The organism is Brevundimonas sp. (assembly GCF_051858995.1).
Taxonomy (GTDB): domain Bacteria; phylum Pseudomonadota; class Alphaproteobacteria; order Caulobacterales; family Caulobacteraceae; genus Brevundimonas.
Genome location: NZ_JBHYGN010000007.1, coordinates 29,846 through 47,111 on the forward strand (window position 1 = coordinate 29,846; position 17,266 = coordinate 47,111).

General features: G+C 65.6%; 21 protein-coding genes. 10 read left to right on the forward strand and 11 right to left on the reverse strand.

All coding sequences use genetic code 11. The features are described from left to right. Positions 1–2 precede the first annotated feature (2 nt). Positions 3–1,409: a dihydrolipoyl dehydrogenase gene (gene lpdA, locus ACTIEF_RS04810; RefSeq protein ID WP_439471057.1), complete on the forward strand. Its 1,407-nt coding sequence runs from the start codon at positions 3–5 to the stop codon at positions 1,407–1,409. After that, positions 1,409–1,870 carry a YcxB family protein gene (locus tag ACTIEF_RS04815; RefSeq protein ID WP_439471495.1) on the forward strand — a complete coding sequence of 154 codons (462 nt, stop codon included), beginning with the start codon at positions 1,409–1,411 and terminating at the stop codon, positions 1,868–1,870. Before lpdA ends, ACTIEF_RS04815 begins: the two co-directional genes overlap by 1 nt. A 20-nt stretch (positions 1,871–1,890) precedes the next feature. Here ACTIEF_RS04815 and ACTIEF_RS04820 read toward each other — a convergent pair whose 3' ends face one another. Together ACTIEF_RS04820 and ACTIEF_RS04825 are read right to left on the reverse strand one after the other, a co-directional pair. Then, positions 1,891–2,778 carry a sigma-70 family RNA polymerase sigma factor gene (locus ACTIEF_RS04820; protein ID WP_439471058.1) on the reverse strand — a complete coding sequence of 296 codons (888 nt, stop codon included), beginning with the start codon at positions 2,776–2,778 and terminating at the stop codon, positions 1,891–1,893. 46 nt (positions 2,779–2,824) lie between these two features. Then, positions 2,825–3,118: a glutathione S-transferase C-terminal domain-containing protein gene (locus tag ACTIEF_RS04825; RefSeq protein ID WP_439471059.1), complete on the reverse strand. Its 294-nt coding sequence runs from the start codon at positions 3,116–3,118 to the stop codon at positions 2,825–2,827. A 206-nt stretch (positions 3,119–3,324) separates the two neighbouring features. Between ACTIEF_RS04825 and ACTIEF_RS04830 the strand changes: the two genes are divergently transcribed. The 5 genes from ACTIEF_RS04830 to arsH are packed head-to-tail and all read left to right on the forward strand — an operon-like array spanning position 3,325 to position 6,439. Beyond that, on the forward strand, positions 3,325–3,660 hold the full coding sequence (locus ACTIEF_RS04830) for an ArsR/SmtB family transcription factor (protein WP_439471060.1): 336 nt from the start codon (positions 3,325–3,327) through the stop codon (positions 3,658–3,660). 7 nt (positions 3,661–3,667) lie between these two features. Then, the gene (gene arsC / locus ACTIEF_RS04835; protein WP_439471061.1) at positions 3,668–4,093 is read left to right on the forward strand and encodes an arsenate reductase (glutaredoxin); all 426 of its coding nucleotides are present in this window, start codon (positions 3,668–3,670) and stop codon (positions 4,091–4,093) included. Beyond that, the gene (gene arsB, locus ACTIEF_RS04840; protein WP_439471062.1) at positions 4,090–5,172 is read left to right on the forward strand and encodes an ACR3 family arsenite efflux transporter; all 1,083 of its coding nucleotides are present in this window, start codon (positions 4,090–4,092) and stop codon (positions 5,170–5,172) included. Before arsC ends, arsB begins: the two co-directional genes overlap by 4 nt. Next, the gene (gene arsN2 / locus ACTIEF_RS04845; RefSeq protein WP_439471063.1) at positions 5,172–5,588 is read left to right on the forward strand and encodes an arsenic resistance N-acetyltransferase ArsN2; all 417 of its coding nucleotides are present in this window, start codon (positions 5,172–5,174) and stop codon (positions 5,586–5,588) included. Before arsB ends, arsN2 begins: the two co-directional genes overlap by 1 nt. Next, positions 5,588–6,439 carry an arsenical resistance protein ArsH gene (gene arsH / locus ACTIEF_RS04850; RefSeq protein WP_439471064.1) on the forward strand — a complete coding sequence of 284 codons (852 nt, stop codon included), beginning with the start codon at positions 5,588–5,590 and terminating at the stop codon, positions 6,437–6,439. The genes arsN2 and arsH overlap by 1 nt, the downstream gene beginning before the upstream one ends. A gap of 228 nt (positions 6,440–6,667) precedes the next feature. Here arsH and ACTIEF_RS04855 read toward each other — a convergent pair whose 3' ends face one another. The 6 genes from ACTIEF_RS04855 to ACTIEF_RS04880 form a co-directional block, all read right to left on the reverse strand. Continuing rightward, positions 6,668–7,018, reverse strand: coding sequence for a hypothetical protein (locus ACTIEF_RS04855; RefSeq protein WP_439471065.1), 351 nt, complete (start codon positions 7,016–7,018; stop codon positions 6,668–6,670). A 75-nt stretch (positions 7,019–7,093) separates the two neighbouring features. Further along, positions 7,094–8,155: a hypothetical protein gene (locus ACTIEF_RS04860; protein WP_439471066.1), complete on the reverse strand. Its 1,062-nt coding sequence runs from the start codon at positions 8,153–8,155 to the stop codon at positions 7,094–7,096. Then, positions 8,155–9,048 (reverse strand): TniB family NTP-binding protein, encoded by an 894-nt coding sequence (locus ACTIEF_RS04865; RefSeq protein WP_439471067.1) that lies wholly within the window; start codon positions 9,046–9,048, stop codon positions 8,155–8,157. The genes ACTIEF_RS04860 and ACTIEF_RS04865 overlap by 1 nt, the downstream gene beginning before the upstream one ends. After that, a complete protein-coding gene (locus ACTIEF_RS04870) occupies positions 9,042–10,685 on the reverse strand; it encodes a Mu transposase C-terminal domain-containing protein (protein ID WP_439471068.1) in 1,644 nt (547 codons plus the stop codon). Before ACTIEF_RS04870 ends, ACTIEF_RS04865 begins: the two co-directional genes overlap by 7 nt. Positions 10,686–10,826: 141 nt before the next feature. Beyond that, entirely contained in the window at positions 10,827–11,117 is a 291-nt protein-coding gene (locus tag ACTIEF_RS04875; RefSeq protein WP_439471069.1) for a LytR/AlgR family response regulator transcription factor, read from the reverse strand. Beyond that, complete coding sequence (locus ACTIEF_RS04880) at positions 11,117–12,223, reverse strand: sensor histidine kinase (protein ID WP_439471070.1); 1,107 nt, start codon at positions 12,221–12,223, stop codon at positions 11,117–11,119. The genes ACTIEF_RS04875 and ACTIEF_RS04880 overlap by 1 nt, the downstream gene beginning before the upstream one ends. A gap of 246 nt (positions 12,224–12,469) precedes the next feature. On the opposite strand from ACTIEF_RS04880, the gene ACTIEF_RS04885 reads away from it, so the two are divergent. After that, entirely contained in the window at positions 12,470–12,973 is a 504-nt protein-coding gene (locus ACTIEF_RS04885) for a hypothetical protein (RefSeq protein ID WP_439471071.1), read from the forward strand. Here the strand turns inward: ACTIEF_RS04885 and ACTIEF_RS04890 are convergent. Together ACTIEF_RS04890 and ACTIEF_RS04895 are read right to left on the reverse strand one after the other, a co-directional pair. Next, on the reverse strand, positions 12,970–13,839 hold the full coding sequence (locus tag ACTIEF_RS04890; protein WP_439471072.1) for an NAD(P)-dependent oxidoreductase: 870 nt from the start codon (positions 13,837–13,839) through the stop codon (positions 12,970–12,972). The genes ACTIEF_RS04885 and ACTIEF_RS04890 overlap by 4 nt on opposite strands. Further along, positions 13,836–14,339 carry a flavin reductase family protein gene (locus ACTIEF_RS04895; protein WP_439471073.1) on the reverse strand — a complete coding sequence of 168 codons (504 nt, stop codon included), beginning with the start codon at positions 14,337–14,339 and terminating at the stop codon, positions 13,836–13,838. The genes ACTIEF_RS04890 and ACTIEF_RS04895 overlap by 4 nt, the downstream gene beginning before the upstream one ends. Positions 14,340–14,464: 125 nt before the next feature. Between ACTIEF_RS04895 and ACTIEF_RS04900 the strand changes: the two genes are divergently transcribed. Continuing rightward, positions 14,465–15,367 (forward strand): flagellar motor protein MotB, encoded by a 903-nt coding sequence (locus ACTIEF_RS04900; RefSeq protein ID WP_439471074.1) that lies wholly within the window; start codon positions 14,465–14,467, stop codon positions 15,365–15,367. A 127-nt stretch (positions 15,368–15,494) separates the two neighbouring features. Then, the gene (locus ACTIEF_RS04905; protein ID WP_439471075.1) at positions 15,495–16,256 is read left to right on the forward strand and encodes an arginyltransferase; all 762 of its coding nucleotides are present in this window, start codon (positions 15,495–15,497) and stop codon (positions 16,254–16,256) included. On the opposite strand, the gene ACTIEF_RS04910 is transcribed toward ACTIEF_RS04905, so the two are convergent. Beyond that, positions 16,226–17,266, reverse strand: coding sequence for a M48 family metallopeptidase (locus ACTIEF_RS04910; protein ID WP_439471076.1), 1,041 nt, complete (start codon positions 17,264–17,266; stop codon positions 16,226–16,228). The genes ACTIEF_RS04905 and ACTIEF_RS04910 overlap by 31 nt on opposite strands.

Below are 17,266 nucleotides of genomic sequence, written 5' to 3' on the forward strand. Positions count from 1 at the left end.
CCATGGCTGCTGAATTCGATCTCGTCATCATCGGTTCGGGCCCGGGCGGCTATGTCGCCGCCATCCGCGCCTCGCAGCTGGGCCAGAAGGTCGCCATCGTCGAGCGCGAAGCGCTGGGCGGCATCTGCCTGAACTGGGGCTGTATCCCGACCAAGGCCCTGCTGAAGTCGGGCGAGAAGTATGAAAGCCTGTCGCACCTGAAGGACTACGGCCTGTCCGCCACGGGCGCGTCGTTCGACTTCGACGCCATCATCCAGCGCTCGCGCGGCGTCGCGGCGACGATGAACAAGGGCGTCGCCTTCCTGATGAAGAAGCACAAGGTCGAGGTGATCGAGGGCTCGGCCAAGCTGGAGAAGGCCGCCGGAACGCCCAAGGTCGTCGTCGCCCTGAAGGCGGGCGGTTCGCGCACCGTCGATGCGAAGAACGTCATGCTGGCCGTCGGCGCCCGCGCTCGCGCCCTGCCGCAGATCGGCCTGGAGGCTGACGGCGACAAGATCTGGGCCTATCGCGACGCCCTGGCGCCCAAGAAGCTGCCCAAGACCTTCGTGGTCATCGGCTCGGGCGCCATCGGTCTGGAATTCGCGAGCTTCTACCGTGCCTTGGGCGCGGAAGTTACGGTCGTGGAAGCGGTCGAGCGCATCATGCCGGTCGAGGACGAGGAAATCTCCAAGGCCGCCCAGAAGGCCCTGGAGAAGCGCGGCATCAAGTTCCGCGTCGGCGCCAAGGTGACCAAGGTCTCCAAGACCGCCTCGGGCGTGAAGGTCGACGTCGAGATCGGCGGCAAGGCCGAGGCGCTGGAAGCCGAGGTCTGCATCTCGGCCGTGGGCATCACCGCCAACACCGACGGCATCGGTCTGGAGGCGCTGGGCGTCGAGCTGGATCGCGGCCACATCAAAATCGACAGCCACTGCCAGACCAATCTGCCTGGCCTCTATGCCATCGGCGACTGCGCCGGCGCGCCCTGGCTGGCGCACAAGGCCTCGCACGAAGGCATCCACGCCGCCGAGTACATCGCGGGCTTCAAGACCCCGAACGTCGTCTCGCCCATCGCCGGCTGCACCTACACTCAGCCGCAGGTCGCCTCGGTCGGCGTGACCGAACAGGCCGCCCGCGCCGAGAAGCGCGAGGTCAAAGTCGGCCGCTTCCCGTTCAAGGTGAACGGCAAGGCCGTGGCCGCCGGCGAGACGGAGGGCTTCGTGAAGACCATCTTCGATGCGAAGACCGGCGCCCTGATCGGCGCCCACATGATCGGCCACGAAGTCACCGAGATGATCCAGGGCTACGTCACCGCCATCACCATGGAGGCGACGGAAGAGGACATGCACGGCATCGTCTATCCGCACCCGACCATGTCGGAGGCCATGCACGAGGCGCAACTCGACGCCTACGGGCGCATGCTGCACATGTGATGCTGACGGTCCGGTATGCGCTGACCCGCGAAGAATTGCGGGCCTGGTACAAGGCAATGTGGCTGCGGAAGCTGTGGGTGTTCCACGCGGCTATCGCGGTACTGCTGTCTGCGACCTTCGCCATGGCGGAGATCGGTGGTTCGACCTTGTCGGGTTTCCAGTCGGGCGTCGCCGCCAGCGCGCTGATCATCGTCTTCATGATCGTCTGGCCCCAGATTCGTTACCGGGCAGATGAGCGGACCCTGACGTTCGACGCTGAGGGCCTGTCCTACGTTCGCGGCTCGCAAACCGGTTTCATGGCCTGGAAGCAGATCGCTTCTGTCGCCGATACGCCGGAGGGGGTTGTCGTCACGGGGCGCAGCCTGAGCGCATTCATCGTCCCCACACGGGCGTTTGGCGGCGAGGCGGAGAAGGTCGAGGCCTTTCGGACAATCAGCGAGCTCTGTCGGCGGGCGTCCTGACGCCCCACCGGAGGCGTTCGTCAGTGAAGTTCCTCGCTGCTCCCCGGTAGCCCCAGCTTCGCCAGCTTGTCAGGGTTGCGGGTGATGTAGACGGCGGTGATACGGCCATCCTCGATCTCCAGCGCGGTCGTCTGCAATGTGCCGTCCCGCTCGTAGCTGATGTAGCCCGGCAGGCCGTCGATCCGGCTCCAGCGGACCAGAACCGGGGGGATGGTCAGCTTGCGATGCAGGCCCGCGAACAGGCGCACGATCCGGTCCAGACCGATGATGGGCCGCAGCCAGGCGTTGGCCTTGCCGCCGCCGTCGGCGGTCAGGATGACGCCGTCGGCCAGCAGGGCGCGCAGGCCCGCGACGTCGCCGTTGTTGGTGGCGTGGAAGAAGGCCCTGGCGATGCGGTCGCCTTCCTCCGGCGCGACGGGATAGCGTGGGCGGGCCGACTGCACATGTTTGCGGGCGCGGACCGCCAGCTGGCGGATGGCGGCGGCGTCCCGGCCCAGCGTGCCGGCTATCTCGTCCATCGGGACGGCGAAGACGTCGTGCAGCAGGAAGGCGGCGCGCTCCAGCGGCGACAACCGCTCCAGCGCCATCATCAGGGTCAGGGTCAACTCGTCCTGCGCCGGGGCTTCCTCCTCCGGCTCATAGACCGGCTCAGGAAGCCAGTTGCCGACATAGGCCTCGCGGCGGGCGCGGGCGGACTTAATGATGTCGAGGGACAGGCGGGTGACGGTGCGCACCAGAAAGGCCGCCGGCTGGCGCACCGTGCTCTGGTCCACGCCCTGCCAGCGGATCCACGCCTCCTGCACCACATCCTCGGCCTCCGCGCACGAGCCGAGCATGCGGTAGGCGATACGGACCAGGCGGGTCCGGTTTGCCTCGAACACAGCCGTCGTGTCCTGATCCCCCATCATGCGCCCATTCGCGCCCGCCACGGGGTTCAAAGCAAGCCCTCGACGGTCATGGCCGCGCGGACGGTGGGCGGGCGCGTAGCCTATCACGAAGGGCCGCCAGCCGCTCGGGCGTCTCGACCCCGACCCGTTCCGCCCAGAGCAGCATGACGAACAGGTAGAAGTCGGCCACCGTCGGCGTGTCGCGGAACAGGAAGTCCCCCGCCATTGCGGCCTCCAGAGGGGCCAGAAGGCGCTGGACGTTGGCCGTCGCGGCGGCCTTCTCCGCCGGACTTCCTGCGTGCCACATCGGCTTGAAGGCGCGGTGGATCTCGGTCGTGATGTAGGTCAGCGCCTCCAGCACCCGCGTCCGGCCCAGCGGGCCGGACAGGGTGAGGGCGGGGGACTGGTTGCGCGCGGAAGGATGGTCCGACGAGTTCCGGGCTCGATGGGCCGCTGCTGAGCAGCTTGCTGCCTTGGCTGGCCTCGACTGAGACCTAAGGCCACCCTGTCCAGCCTGGAAGCGCGATGAAAACTTGATTCCGACAACGTTTCGAATAATCTAGAAATATGGAAACCGAAGCCTCAATTCTCGCTCTCGCCGCCCTCGCTCAATCGACACGGCTGGAGGCGTTTCGCCTGCTTGTGCGTCACGAACCCGACGGCCTGCCGGCCGGTGACATCTCCAACCATCTAGCGATCCCGGCCAACACCTTGTCGTCCCATCTCGGCGTCCTGACCCGTGCGGGCCTGATCAAGTCGGAGCGACGGAGCCGGTCGATCATCTACCGGGCCGACCTGGAGCGGTTCCGCGACCTGGTCCTGTTTCTGCTCAAGGACTGCTGCGGGGGCAGGGCTGACCTTTGCGAGCCCTTGCTGGCTGAACTTGCGCACTGCCGCCCCTGAGGATCCCGTGGACATCGTCATCTATCACAACCCGGCCTGCGGGACGTCGCGCAACGCGCTCGATCTGATCCGCCACGTCGGGATCGAGCCTCACGTGATCGAATACCTGAAGACCCCGCCGTCGCGCGCCATGGTCGCCTGGCTGGCCGAACGGACCGGCAAGCCGCTGCGCGATCTGTTGCGCGAGAAGGGCACGCCGTTCGTCGAACTGGGTCTCGGCGACCCGGCCCTGACGGACGACCAGCTGCTCGATGCGATCGAGACCCATCCGGTCCTGCTCAATCGTCCTATAGTCGTCAGTCCTCTCGGTGTCGGCCTGTGCAGACCGTCCGAGGCGGTCCTGGACCTTCTGCCCGCCGATGATCTGAAGCCCTTCGCCAAGGAAGACGGCGAGGTCGTGATCGACGACGCCGGCCAGAGAGTGACGCGATGACCGATACCCCCATGACGGCGTCGCCACGTCGACTGTCGTTCCTCGACCGCTGGCTGACGGTGTGGATTTTCGCGGCCATGGGCTTCGGCATTCTGCTTGGAACCGTGGCGCCGGGCCTGCCCGCCTGGATAGACGGTCTCTCGGTGGGGACCACCAACATCCCGATCACCATCGGCCTGATCCTGATGATGTACCCGCCACTGGCCAAGGTCCGGTACGAAGCCTTGCCGCGCGTGTTCGCCGACAAGCGGGTCCTGGCCCTGTCCCTGTTCCAGAACTGGGTGCTGGGTCCGGTGCTGATGTTCGCGTTGGCGGTCATCTTCCTGCGCGATCAGCCGGAGTACATGACCGGCGTGATCCTGATCGGCCTGGCGCGCTGCATCGCCATGGTGCTGGTCTGGAACCAGCTGGCGCGGGGCGACAACCAGTATGTGGCCGGTCTCGTGGCCTTCAACTCGATCTTTCAAATCCTGTTCTTCAGCCTCTACGCCTGGCTCTTCCTGACCGTCCTGCCGACGCTGTTCGGCCTTCAGAGCAGCGTGGTGGACGTCAGCGTCTGGACCATCGCCGGAGCCGTGCTGGTCTATCTCGGCGTGCCGTTCCTGGCGGGTTTCCTGACCCGCCGCAGCCTGATCGCCCGCAAGGGCGCCGACTGGTATGAGCGCCGCTTCCTGCCGCGCATCGGGCCGATGACCCTGATCGCGCTGCTCTTCACCATCGTGGCCATGTTCAGTCTGAAGGGCGGGGAGGTGGTGGCCCTGCCGCTCGACGCCCTGCGCATCGCCATGCCCCTTACGCTCTACTTCCTGATCATGTTCGTGGTCAGCTTTCTGATGGGGCGGCTGATCGAGGCGGACTATCCGCGCACCACGGCCTTGGCCTTCACCGCCGCGTCCAACAATTTCGAGCTGGCCATCGCGGTGGCCATCGCCGCCTTCGGCCTGGCGTCGCCGGTGGCCTTCGCCGCCGTCATCGGCCCGCTGGTGGAGGTGCCGGTGCTGATCCTGCTGGTGTCGGTCGCCCTCTGGATGGGGCGACGCTGGTTCCCGGACACGGTCCCGCCGGCGGAGGCCGGGTGATGATGCTCCTCCGTCTGATCGAGGCGAGCGACGACGGCTTGGTCGCCGCCCTGCGGGCCGAAGGCCTGCCCGCGCCTGACGCCGGCCGTTACTTCAGCGCCGATCACGACGGCGCCGTCGTTGGCTACGTTGGGCTGGAGGGAGAAGGGCGCGACCTGCTGCTCCGCTCCCTGGTCGTGCTCGCCGACCAGAACGCGCAAGGCCTGGGAAGCCGGGTGCTGGCCGCCGCCGAGTCCGTCGCCGGCGACCTCGGCGCCGCACGCCTTCATCTGCTCACCACGACGGCCGAGCCCTTCTTCGCCCGGCACGGCTACCGGGCCGCGAACCGCCAGACGGCGCCCGAGACGATCCGGCGCACCCGCGAGTTCTCGGGGCTCTGCCCGGCGTCGGCGGCCTATCTCACCAAGGATCTCTGATGACCTTCGCCCGCCTGCGATCGCTGCCTGATCCGGATCATCTGCCGGCCTTGGACGAGGCTTATCTCTCGGCCGATCCCGCCCGCGACCTGGGGGCCAACGACCATCCGCCCCGGATCCTGCTTCTCTATGGCTCTCTGCGTGAGCGGTCCTATTCACGCTTCTGCGTCGAAGAGGCGGCTCGCCTGCTGCGATGGATGGGCTGCGAAACCCGCATCTTCGATCCGTCGGACCTGCCCCTTCCGGGGTCGCACGGCGACGACGATCACCCGGCGGTGCGCGAATTGCGCGAGCACGCCCTGTGGTCGGAGGGCATGGTCTGGTGCAGCCCCGAGCGGCACGGTCAGGTGTCGGGCCTGATGAAGCTGCAGATCGACCATCTGCCGCTGAGCATGGGCGGCGTGCGCCCGACCCAAGGCCGGACCCTCGCCGTCATGCAGGTCTCCGGCGGGTCGCAGAGCTTCAATGCCGTCAATACCCTGCGACTGCTGGGTCGGTGGATGCGGATGATCACCATCCCCAACCAGTCGAGCGTGGCCAAGGCCTTCCAGGAGTTCGACGACGCCGGGCGGATGAAGCCGTCCGTCTACTATGAGCGCATCGTCGATGTGATGGAGGAGTTCGTCCGCTTCACCATCCTCACCCGGCCTCATGCCGCGCGGCTGGTCGACCGCTACTCCGAGCGGAAGGCGGCCGGGGTTCCGATCGACGCAGCCACCGATCTGTCATCTATCGCCATCGCTGCGCGACAAGTTGCCCCGGCCCGTGACGAGGAACCGCCGCCGACCTCTATACGGACGTGGTGGGTAAGTTCGTCGAGAACGAGATCGACCGCTGGAAGAACGGATTGATCGCGGGACCGACGTCGTCGCTGTATCATCAGCGACATCATCTGTACCAAGGACAGGAGGTGTCAGTCGATCAGCCGGTACGTTTAACGCCTAAGATATATTATGCGAAATAAATGTATGATCCAGGCCGCGCTTGTCAGTGTTCCAGGTTCCTGAGACTCCGGGCCTGAGCGGCGGTTTGGTTCCGGGTTCGTTGGACTCCGGTTCCAGGTTCGTCGGACTCAGGCGCTAAGCGGCTTCCGCATTCGCGCTTTCCAGCACATGGCTGACGGCGGTGAACACTAGCTCATTCGGCGTCACCCGTCGACCAAGCGCCGCATCCCGAACGGTGTGAGCAAACCGGACCGGCACGTTGACGCTGATGTGTACAGCGTCGTTCTCGATTGCGAAAAGATGCCGATATCCCGCCATGTGGTCTCGGATGAAGGTCTCCACGGTCTCGACGTAGAAGTCTGCGGCTTTCGACCCACGACGGGCCGCCAACGTCTTCATGGCTTCGTGCATCGGCCTGGGCAGACGAAGACTCATCGAACGATGACCGCTTTCCTCGGCGGATTGGGCGTCGCTGGAGGTCTTCACTTTCGCTCCCTTAGGCAGTTCATCCAGGGAGATTCGCAAACCCGGACTCTGTCGTCTAGAGCGTTCGATTATATCCTATGGGATATAAAGTGCGACCGCTGCCGCGGGTCCAATGCGCTTGGTTAACGAGGCTGGCCATCTTCGGATTCGCGCTTCCATCTCCGCTAGGCGGCTGTCTTCGGCATAAGCGAACAACAGACTCAGAAGATCGGATGTCGCGAGCCCGCCGAGTGCACTACGGGCTCGTTTCTGTCCAATCCGACCGTAAGCTAGTTCGGCGTGTACATTCAGTTGACGGCCATCCTCCAGATGGTCAAATCGGGAGGGGTCGATCAGGATGCGTGCGCAACTTTCGAGAAGCCGGCGTTGCCAGAAGGCGCCGATCGACGGGAAACTGCCCGGTCCAAACTGAGCGGCCTGTTCCTGTGGGAGCCAGTCCCCCTCGGCGACCCGATGGATCAGACGCTCCCGGCTGCCACGAGCTTGCGTGAGAAGCAGGTCGGCCAGGTCCATCAGCACCGTGCGCGCGGCCGACCAATGGGGACCTACACACCAGTAGTCAGGGAAGGCCGATCCTCGCAGCGCCGAGCAGATGTCATTTTCCAGGCAGAAACCCAGCACCGAGAACGACCCCTTACGCCCTCCCCTCCGCTGACCAGCGCGCCGAAAGGGATCTGTGACCTGATCGACATCGCGAACAAATCGAACCCGGTGATCTCGAAGGCCTGCGACAATGACGGGTACAAGCTCCGCCGCCGCGAGGTCGGTCAGCGGAATGCGGTGTTTTTCGCAGCTAACGCGCCAGCAAAGGCGCCATTGATTGCGTAGGTAGTGGTCCCGGCCTGCGGCCGCGTCGTCGGCGAGGCAGGCCTCGCACCCCTTGCCGATGCCTGCCGAGTTGCTTGCCGGGATGTTTAGGTCGTCGATGGTGAACCGGGGCCATTCGGGCGTCGCTAAAGCCAGCCTTTCCAAATCGGCTTGGGATGCCCCTCCCCTCTGCATCGCCTTGAGTATGTGCTGCGAAAGGGCGACTCCTCCGCGGATCGCCTGGTCAGCCAGTACTGGATCCAGCCGTCTTCGCGCCGACCATCGGAGGACGACCGAGCTGGGCGCTTCGTCAGGATAGGAGAGCGTCATCAGATCGCGGACCGTCGAGTCCGCCTTCCCGCTCGGGTCCGCGCATGCCTTAGGGCGGCGAGGCTATTGCTGAGCTCGCCAGATTCAAGGATGGCCTCCGTGATCTGTTCTGAGCCTGACAGCACCGCCTGGGAGCTGGCCTCCTGCACCAGGTACGAGGCTCGACCGACATAGCCACTGGTCAACTCATAGGCACGCTCGAGCATGCTCACTGACCAGGATGTTGGCTGCCGCAGCGGCATGGCTCCGGTTAGCAGTTCCACAAACTCGCGGAACTCTGGCGGGGCGAGTGGCCTGAGTTCAAAGGTCTCAAACCGGTTTTCGAGCTGCTCATCGCCTTGCAGAGCCGTCATCGCCGCCGCCGTCCCGAAGCCCAGCAGAGCCATCCGGTGCACATTGCAAAGTCTGCGAATGGCGTTGAGACATACGTTGCCCCGCGCGCCGACATAAGCGTTCAAGTTGCCCGCCTCGTCCAAGATCATAACGTCGGGACGAAGCTCATCGAGAAACGAAGAAACCGCTCTCAACAGGGTACGAACATTGCCGCTGGGCACATACTGATGTCCGGCTTGCAGTATGGCTTCGTAGAATCGAGCTTCGTCTGCCTCGACCGGGGCCTCAACCATCAGGACTACCGGCGGCTTCAGCAAGCCGGGAAGAAACGTTCTCTGAGAAATTTCCCGCAACAGCTTCACTTTGAGCGCTGTCTTGCCGGCGTTCGGGACACCCCAGAACAGCAAGGCCTTCGGCCGCAACCGGCCTGCCGTGACAATGGCGAGACGAGCGCGGATGAGGGCTTCGTCGCTCACCGGATTTGAAGCCCATCGGTCTTTCAGAATGAGAGTAACCCGGGACCAGGGATCGTCTTGGAGGACTGGAGTATCGGTCACCACTCCTCGACCTCGCGCGCTTGCGATGGAAGCGGCCTCGAGTTGAAGTCGAGCGCCAGAGGCGCAGTTTCCACGGAGAGAAAAACGGATGTCTTGGATTCTATCGCGCGCTGGGTGCTTTCGCTTTGACGCCTCGCGCGCCGCGTAGCTTTTGCCTCGGCCTCTATGAGCTCCTGCGCCTGTTCCCGCAGAGAATGGATGTCGTCCTCGTTGAAGGTGGACGCCGCCTTTGCCCGAAGTTCGGCACATGCCAACTCGTGCTCCCTCAGCGTGAATGGGGGCCTCCTGCGATACAGGTGGACCCTCTCCCATCCAGTCGGGCTCAAGACCCAGATGTAAGACATGTCGCGTGGGTCGAAACGAAGTTCGACCGATCCGGCCCCTTTACGGATTAGCGGGCCGAACCAAGGAGCCCAGTAGCGGAGCACCTTGAAATGGATACCCGTGCGGCTGACCTGTCGCTTCGCGCTGGGTAGGAAGGCCAGCAGTACATCCTCCGCATAGCTCGGGGGAACAGCTTTCGGTTTAAAGCCATTTTGGACTGCTTCGTCCCAACGAGATTGGGGTGTGAAGCCATCGATGCCGCGGTGTGGGGACCGATGGTAGCGGCTGATTTGCAGGAGTACCCACGTCTCGAATGCATCGAGCGTCATGACCGCCCGACGATCACTGTCGTAATCACCGCGCTGTTCAACGTTGGAGAAGGTGGTCCCCGGTACGAGATGCAACTCGCCCATCAGAGTGCCGATGAAACGTTCAATCAGCGCTCCGAACCGCGGCTGGCGGACCGGGCGGAAGTATTGGGCTACATCGTAGGTATCCAAGCCACGCCTGATCGCCAGCGACTTGAAGTCCATGCCGTTGTCGGAGTGAAGGACCTCAGGGAAACCGTGGCAGGGCCAAGGCCAATCGTGACCAATCGATTCAAGAAGGGCGTCTTTGGGCATAAATGCCCTAAGCAGCACCATTGCCGTCTGGATGATCGACGGCGCCCCCAAGCTCACGTAGCAGCCGACGCACATTCGCGTGTAAGCATCAATCACTAGCGTGATCGTGGGCCGCCCGATTGGCAGTCGATAACGCCTGTCGACGAGGATCAGATCGGCCAAGGTGTGATCAATGAGCCAGATCTGATTTGGGGCTGTGGCCTCAATGCCTCCGGGGCGAGGGGCGGTTCGTTCGGCAGCATTCTCCCCTTCCCTGGTCCGCAAACGCGTGAACAGGTCGATCGCCTGTATTCGCGTATGAACGGCTTTGCGGCCGGGCGGGATTAGCCCCTGCGCTCGGCACTTGCCTCGTATCTCGATGACCACAGCCGATTCCTTCGGCTTCTGAGACGAGCAGTACGAGCGTTCCAGGACCTCTGAGATCACCGCCTCGATGCGTGGGTCGAGCAACCCTTGGCCGGCCTCGGGGCCTGGCGCATGAGGCAAGAGAGCCGTGGGGCGTGGATCTGCCTCCAGTAGCCGGATCAGCCGATATGCATTGGATGTCGAAATGCCGAGAAGCTGCGCTGCCCGGTCTACATCCGCGCGCTTCTTCCTATCTCGCTGTGCCAAGGGAGCGAGGATTTCCGCTTGTCGCACGGCCGTTGCCCAATCGGCATCCGAAGCGTCATCGCGGCCAATCCGCTGAGCCATTGGGAAGTTCGCTAATAATTGGATATGTGGATATCAGCATTTATTGTTTCTTGGATGTCAACTCGACGGCGTCTTCCATCTGGTGGCGCAACCCGGAGATCGCTCGCTGCAGCGTCCATCCCAGAAAGCCGAAGGCCGCGACTAGTCGAGCGCCTCGACCTCGAAGGCGTCGGCGGCGAACATCTCGAAGGCCGTGACGAAGACGATCTCCGGGCGGCGCTCCTCGGGCATCTGGGCGGCGACGGCCAGGCCGCTCAGATCGGGCATCTGGATGTCCAGCAGCACCAGATCCGGCCCGGTCTCCTCTATGGCTTTCAGCGCGCTCTCGCCGTCGGTCGCCGTTCCGGCCAGTTCGACGCCGGGGATCTGGGCCAGCAGGATCTGCAGTCGCTCGCGGGCGGCGGGTTCGTCATCGACGATCAGGACGCGCATCAGGCGGCTCCCTCGGCGGCGTTTTCGATCTGCAGCGGCAGGCGCAGGATGACCCGAAAGCCGGGGTTCAGGGGCTCGGCGATCACCACCCCGCGCGCGCCGTACAGCACTTCCAGGCGTTCGCGGATGGCGGTCAGGCCGATGCCGCTGCCGGGCGCCTGCAGGCTGGATTTGAGGGGACGGGCGTCATCGCGGACGGTGATGACCAGATCATCGTCCGTCGCCGAGACCTGTATCACAAGGGAGACGCGGCTGCGGCTGCGTGCGACGCCGTGCTTGATGGCGTTCTCGACCAGAGGCTGCAGGATGAAGCTGGGCGCCATCGCGTTCCGCAGCCGCTCCGGGCAGAGGATTTCGACCGACAGCCGTTCGCGGAAGCGTTCGGCCTCGATCTCCAGATAGGCCTCCACGGTTCCCAGTTCGTCCTCCAGGCGGAGGAAGCCGCTGGAATCCAGCGACAGGGTTTGGCGGAGGAAGGAGGCCAGCCGCTCCAGCATGGCCTCGGCGTCGGCGTTGCGGTGCGCGACCACGGCGGCGCTGACGGCATTCAGGGTGTTGAACAGGAAGTGGGGGTTCAGCTGGTATCTCAGCGCCGCCAGCCGCGCCGCGGTCGCCGTCTCTCGCGCCTGCGCCGTCTGGCTTTCGGCGATGACGAGCTGGGCTTCCCGTTCCCGCAGGCGCTCGTTGAAGTCGACCAGCACGGCGCCGGCGACGAAGATGGCGAACATCCAGCCGACGAAGATGGTGTTGCTGGTGGCGCGGAACAGGATGTAGCTGAGGGGACGGTCGGGGGTCATTCCGATCTTCGACAGCAGCACGCCGACCGCGCCGTCGATGAGGCCGAGCAGAACCGCGCTGACCGCCGTGCCGAAGATCGCGGCCGCGATATACCGGGCACGGGATCGCGTCGCCCACGGATGCAGCCACTCGTACAGACCCACACAGATCAGAATCCCGCCCATCACGAACGTCACGACCGTGATCAGCGTCGCGGTCGAGAAATCCCCGTTGGCGAAGGCCGGCGCGAGCAGAAGCGGGATGTTCACGGCCCAGAGCGCCACGGCGATCAGCCAGGCGCGGGCGCGCGGATCAGTCGGAAGTGTCATGCCGTGACGCTAGCGCAGGCCGTCGGGCGCGCCCATCCACTCCGTCGCCCCGGAAACGCGTTTCGTCGATGGCGGGAGAACGGGATATCGGCGCCGGTTTGATCAGCCTGCGGACAGCGCGCCGTTTGTCGTGCGAGGCCGCGGATTGGTCGCTCCGGCGACGCTCCCGGCGCCTCGGGCGCTGGCGGGTCGCGCGTGTCGGGCGCGCGCCGCAGAAGGGCTCCACACAAGGACAAGGAGCCCCTCATGTTCCCGCTGAAGACGACCGATAGTCCCCTCCCGTCTCGCACGTCGGCGCGCCTTCTGCTGTGCGCCAGCCTGTGCGCCGTGATGAGCGCCAGCGCGGCCTCGCCGATGCACGCCTGGACGCAGGATGGAGCCGAGGCCGCCCCCGATGACGGCTTCCAGCCGCTCGGCGCCTGGTCGGTGCGGGTGGACCGGATCGAGAACCCCCGCGAGGACCGGCTGGTCCACGTCTATCTGACCCTGCGCAACGATAGCGCGCGAAACCTGATGCAGACCGAGAACGTCAGCGTGCTGTTCGAGGACACGACCGGCATCACCGTCGAGAGCGGTCAGGGGCTGAAGGCTCAGCCCGGCTATCCGGAATTGTTCGGCTCGCCGCCGCCGGTTGTCGCCCCCGGTCGGGAAATCAGGACCAAGTTCGTCTTCGACCGCAACCGCGGCGCCACCCCCGTGCGCGTCACGGTGCAGGAAGGCCGCGATCACTCGGCCGATTTCGAATTCTAGGCCTTGCGCGCGCGGTCCTGCAGTCGGGCCGCGAGGCTGGAGGTGTCCCAACGGGCGCCGCCCAGAGCCTGAACCTCGGAATAGAACTGATCGACCAGGGCGGTCAGGGCCAGATGGCTGCCGTTGGCGCGGGCCTCGTCCAGCACGAGGCCCAAGTCCTTGCGCATCCAGTCGACGGCGAAGCCGAAATCGAACTCGCCCTTGGCCATGGTCTTCCAGCGGTTGTCCATCTGCCAGGACTGGGCCGCGCCCTTGGACACGGCGTCGTAGACGGCGTCCGTGTCCAGACCGGCCTGTTCAGCGAAATGCACGGCCTCGGCCAGGCCCTGGACGACGCCCGCGATGCAGATCTGGTTGACCATCTTGGTCAGTTGGCCCGCGCCCGAGGGGCCCATGTGCTTGATGGCCTTCGAATAGCTCATCAGCGCAGGTTCCACCCGAGACAGGGCGTCGGCGTCGCCGCCCGCCATGACGCTGAGCTGGCCGTTCTCGGCGCCTGCCTGACCCCCTGAGACCGGGGCGTCGATGAAGAAGGCCCCCTGCCCCGTCGTCAGGTCGGCCATTTCACGGGCGACCTTGGCCGAGGTCGTGGTGTGGTCGACGATGACGGCGCCCGGCGCCAGATGCGGCAGGGCCTCGATCACCACCTGACGGACGTCGTCGTCATTGCCGACGCACAGGACGAACAGCCCCGCGCCTGCGGCCGCCTCGGCCACGGTGGCGACGAAGGTCCCGCCGGTCGCTTCGGCCCAGGCCCGCGCCTTGTCCGGCGAGCGGTTGTAGCCCACCACCGCATGGCCCGCCGTGACCAGATGCCGGGCCATCGGGCCGCCCATCACGCCCAGGCCCGCGAAACCGGTCTTCATTCGTCTGCTCCAAGCGATCGGTAACGGCCACGCCAGAAGGTCAGGGCGTCGCCGTGAGAGGTGGAAAAGGCCTCGACCCGGCCCACGATGACCATATGGTCGCCCATCTGGATGCGGTCGTGCACCACGCACTCGAACCGGGCCAGGGCCTCCGGCAGGCAGGGCGGGCCGTCGGGGCGGCGTTCGAACTCACCCGGCTCCAGCAAGGCCACGCCGCGCGCGAAGCGGACGGCCTTGTCCTTGTCCTCGACGGGCAGGACGTGGACGGCGAAATGCTCGGCCGCGGCGAAAACGGGCCAGCGCTCGGACCGCTCGTCGATGCACCACAGCAGAAGGCGCGGCTCCAGCGACACCGAGGTGAAGGAGTTGATGGTCAGGCCCAGCGGCCCCTGCGGGCTGTCGGCTGTGACCACGCAGACGCCGGTCGCGAACGAACCGAGCGCCCGGCGATAGGCCAGGGTCTCGTCGGTCGGGTGTTCGGGCGGCGGTTCAAGCGTCACGCCCCGTGCCTAAGGTCCCCCGCCCCTCAAAACAAGCGGGATCGGCGGTTCGGACGATATGGGAAACGTCGCCTTAACCCTGTTGTCCCATGTTCGGACAGTTTCGGCGTGTGAAGGCCCGTACCATGTCCATGAGCGATCGCCCGATCCTCATCAAGAAGGTCAAGAAAGGCGGCCACGACGGCCACCATGGCGGCGCGTGGAAGGTCGCCTATGCGGACTTCGTGACCGCGATGATGGCCTTCTTCCTGCTGATGTGGCTGATCAACACGACCGATCCGGAACAGAAGCGCGGCATCGCCGAATATTTCGCTCCGGCCAGTGTGTCGTCGACGACCTCGGGCTCGGGCGGCATCCTGGGCGGCACCGCCCTGGGCGACGACGGCGCCAAGTCCTCGGGCAGCATGTCGGTCATCACCCAGCTGGCTCCCGACGCCCCGGTCAATCCGGCCGAACAGGTCGGTCAGAGCTCGGATCTGGCCGGCGCCAGCGAGGCCCAGCTGCGCGAGGAAATCGCCCGCCGCGAGGCCGCCGACTTCGCCTCGGCCGCCGAATCCCTGCGTCAGGCCATGCAGTCGATGCCCGAGCTGGCCGAGCTGTCCAAACAACTGATCATCGACCAGACTCCGGAGGGTCTGCGCATCCAGCTGGTCGACCAGGAAGGCCGGTCGATGTTCGAGCAGAACTCCTCGCGCCCCAACGCCCGGGCGCAGGTGCTGCTGCGGGCCGTGTCGCGGGTGATCAACCAGTTGCCGAACCGCATCTCCATCACTGGCCACACCTCGGCGGCGCCGGGATCGAACCGCGCGACCGGCCCCAACGACTGGACCCTGTCGTCCGAGCGCGCCAACGCCTCGCGTCTGGTGCTGCAGGCCGCGGGCGTTGATCCGGACCGCGTCTACCAGGTCTCGGGCAAGGCCGGCTCTGACCCGCTCTACCCGGATGATCCGACCCTGGCGGGCAACCGCCGGATCGCCATCGTGCTGTTGCGCGAGGCGCCGGTCCTGCCCATGGACACCAGCCTGTGACCACCCGCCTGTCGCGCCGGGTTCGGGCGACGGGCGAACGGGCTTGCGCCTCGCTGCAATGCGGCGCCAGATGCGGACATGAACGGTTCGCCGGAATTCGGACGCCTTCAGGTGCGGAGATGACTCCGTGACCTTCGTTCCGCAGCGCCAGCTTCGCTTCTACATGACGTCGGTGGCGCCGTGTCCCTATCTGCCGGGCCAGACCGAACGGAAGGTGTTCGCCAACCTGCCCTTCAGCGACGGCGCCCACGTCAATGACGAGCTGACCCAGGCGGGCTTCCGCCGCAGCCAGAACATCGCCTATCGCCCGGCCTGCGAGACCTGCGAGGCCTGTGTGTCGGTGCGGGTCCCGGTGGGTGAGTTCGTCTTTTCCCGATCGCAACGGCGGATTCTGAAGCGCAACGACGATCTGTCGCGCGATCTGGTCGAGGCCGAGGCCACGACCGAGCAGTTCGACCTGCTGCGCCGCTATCTGGCCGCCCGCCACGCCGAGGGCGGCATGAACGGCATGGGCTGGCACGACTATGTCGCCATGGTCGAGGACACGGCGGTCCGAACCCATCTGATCGAATACCGCATGCCGTCAGCGGATGGCGGACCGGGCGATCTGGTCGGCGTCTGCCTGACCGACCTGCTCTCGGACGGGCTGTCGATGGTCTACAGCTTCTTCGATCCGGCCCTCGAGGACCGCAGCCCCGGCCGGTTCGCCATCCTGGATCACATCCGGCAGGCCCAGGCGGTCGGACTGCCCTATCTGTATCTCGGCTACTGGGTCCGGGGCTCGCAGAAGATGGACTACAAGGCCTCGTTCCGCCCGATGGAGCAGCTCACCCGCTTCGGCTGGGAGCGGCTGATGGATCAGCCCGCCGACGGCACCGAAGTCTCGTAGGACGCGGCGTAGGACGGCGCGGCCTCGCCGGACCACGGACCGGGATCGCGCCCGCCCCCGAATTTCTTCAGGGCCTCGATGCGTTTCTCGATCGGCGGGTGGCTGGCGAACAGGCCTTCAAGGCCGACGCCGTCCGGCTGGTTGTCCAAGAACATCTGTTGCAGCTCGTCCGGCCCCTTCAGGCTGGAGCGGCCCTCGACCTTGCGCAGGGCCGAGATCATGGCGTCCGGGTTCTTGGTCAGCTCGACCGCCCCCGCATCGGCCACATATTCGCGGGTCCGCGACAGCATCATCCGGATCACCAGCGCCAGCACGAAGCCGATCACGGCGAAGGCGATGCCGATCAGGATCAGCGGCATGGCGTTCTTGTTGTCGTCGTTGCTACGCCGACGTCCGCCCGAATAGAGCAGCGCCCGGAACACCATCTCGGCCAGCACGCTGATGATCCCCGCGAAGATCGAGGCGATCACCATGGTCCGCACGTCCTTGTTGATGACGTGGGTCAGCTCGTGGGCCAGCACGGCCTCCAGCTCGTCGCGGGTCAGCTGCTGCACCAGTCCGCGCGTGACGGTGATGCTGTACTGCCCCTCGTGCAGGCCTGTGGCGAAGGCGTTCAGGCTGTCGTTGTCGATGACCCGGAGGGTCGGCGTGCGCAGGCCCCGCGAGATCGCCAGATTCTCAAGCAGATTATAGAGTTCCGGCTCGGTCTTGCGTTCGACCTTGCGGGCGCCGGTCAGGGCGTCGACCATCGCCTGGCTGCCGAAATAGGCGATGGCGAACCAGACGGCGGCGATGCCGAGGGCGAGCGGGATCGTCGCCCCCAGCCAGGACGCCGCCAAAGCCATGTCGTCGCCCAGCCCCTTGCCCGAATTGGGCAGGAAGCCCATACCCATCAGGATCAGCTCGACACCGTAGACCATGCCGATCAGCAGGATGGGGAAGGTCACCAGCAGGATGACCGACCGCGTATTGTTCGCCCAGATGTGGGTCTGGAGCCCGACGGCGCCCAT

Bases quoted from the DNA above. Each gene is read 5' to 3' on its own strand.
- lpdA (WP_439471057.1), top strand. From the start codon at position 3: ATGGCTGCTGAATTCGATCTCGTCATCATCGGTTCGGGCCCGGGCGGC.
- ACTIEF_RS04815 (WP_439471495.1), top strand. From the start codon at position 1,409: ATGCTGACGGTCCGGTATGCGCTGACCCGCGAAGAATTGCGGGCCTGG.
- ACTIEF_RS04820 (WP_439471058.1), bottom strand. From the start codon at position 2,778: ATGATGGGGGATCAGGACACGACGGCTGTGTTCGAGGCAAACCGGACC.
- ACTIEF_RS04830 (WP_439471060.1), top strand. From the start codon at position 3,325: ATGGAAACCGAAGCCTCAATTCTCGCTCTCGCCGCCCTCGCTCAATCG.
- arsB (WP_439471062.1), top strand. From the start codon at position 4,090: ATGACCGATACCCCCATGACGGCGTCGCCACGTCGACTGTCGTTCCTC.
- arsN2 (WP_439471063.1), top strand. From the start codon at position 5,172: ATGATGCTCCTCCGTCTGATCGAGGCGAGCGACGACGGCTTGGTCGCC.
- arsH (WP_439471064.1), top strand. From the start codon at position 5,588: ATGACCTTCGCCCGCCTGCGATCGCTGCCTGATCCGGATCATCTGCCG.
- ACTIEF_RS04860 (WP_439471066.1), bottom strand. From the start codon at position 8,155: ATGACGCTCTCCTATCCTGACGAAGCGCCCAGCTCGGTCGTCCTCCGA.
- ACTIEF_RS04870 (WP_439471068.1), bottom strand. From the start codon at position 10,685: ATGGCTCAGCGGATTGGCCGCGATGACGCTTCGGATGCCGATTGGGCA.
- ACTIEF_RS04875 (WP_439471069.1), bottom strand. From the start codon at position 11,117: ATGCGCGTCCTGATCGTCGATGACGAACCCGCCGCCCGCGAGCGACTG.
- ACTIEF_RS04880 (WP_439471070.1), bottom strand. From the start codon at position 12,223: ATGACACTTCCGACTGATCCGCGCGCCCGCGCCTGGCTGATCGCCGTG.
- ACTIEF_RS04885 (WP_439471071.1), top strand. From the start codon at position 12,470: ATGTTCCCGCTGAAGACGACCGATAGTCCCCTCCCGTCTCGCACGTCG.
- ACTIEF_RS04890 (WP_439471072.1), bottom strand. From the start codon at position 13,839: ATGAAGACCGGTTTCGCGGGCCTGGGCGTGATGGGCGGCCCGATGGCC.
- ACTIEF_RS04900 (WP_439471074.1), top strand. From the start codon at position 14,465: ATGTCCATGAGCGATCGCCCGATCCTCATCAAGAAGGTCAAGAAAGGC.
- ACTIEF_RS04910 (WP_439471076.1), bottom strand. From the start codon at position 17,266: ATGGGCGCCGTCGGGCTCCAGACCCACATCTGGGCGAACAATACGCGG.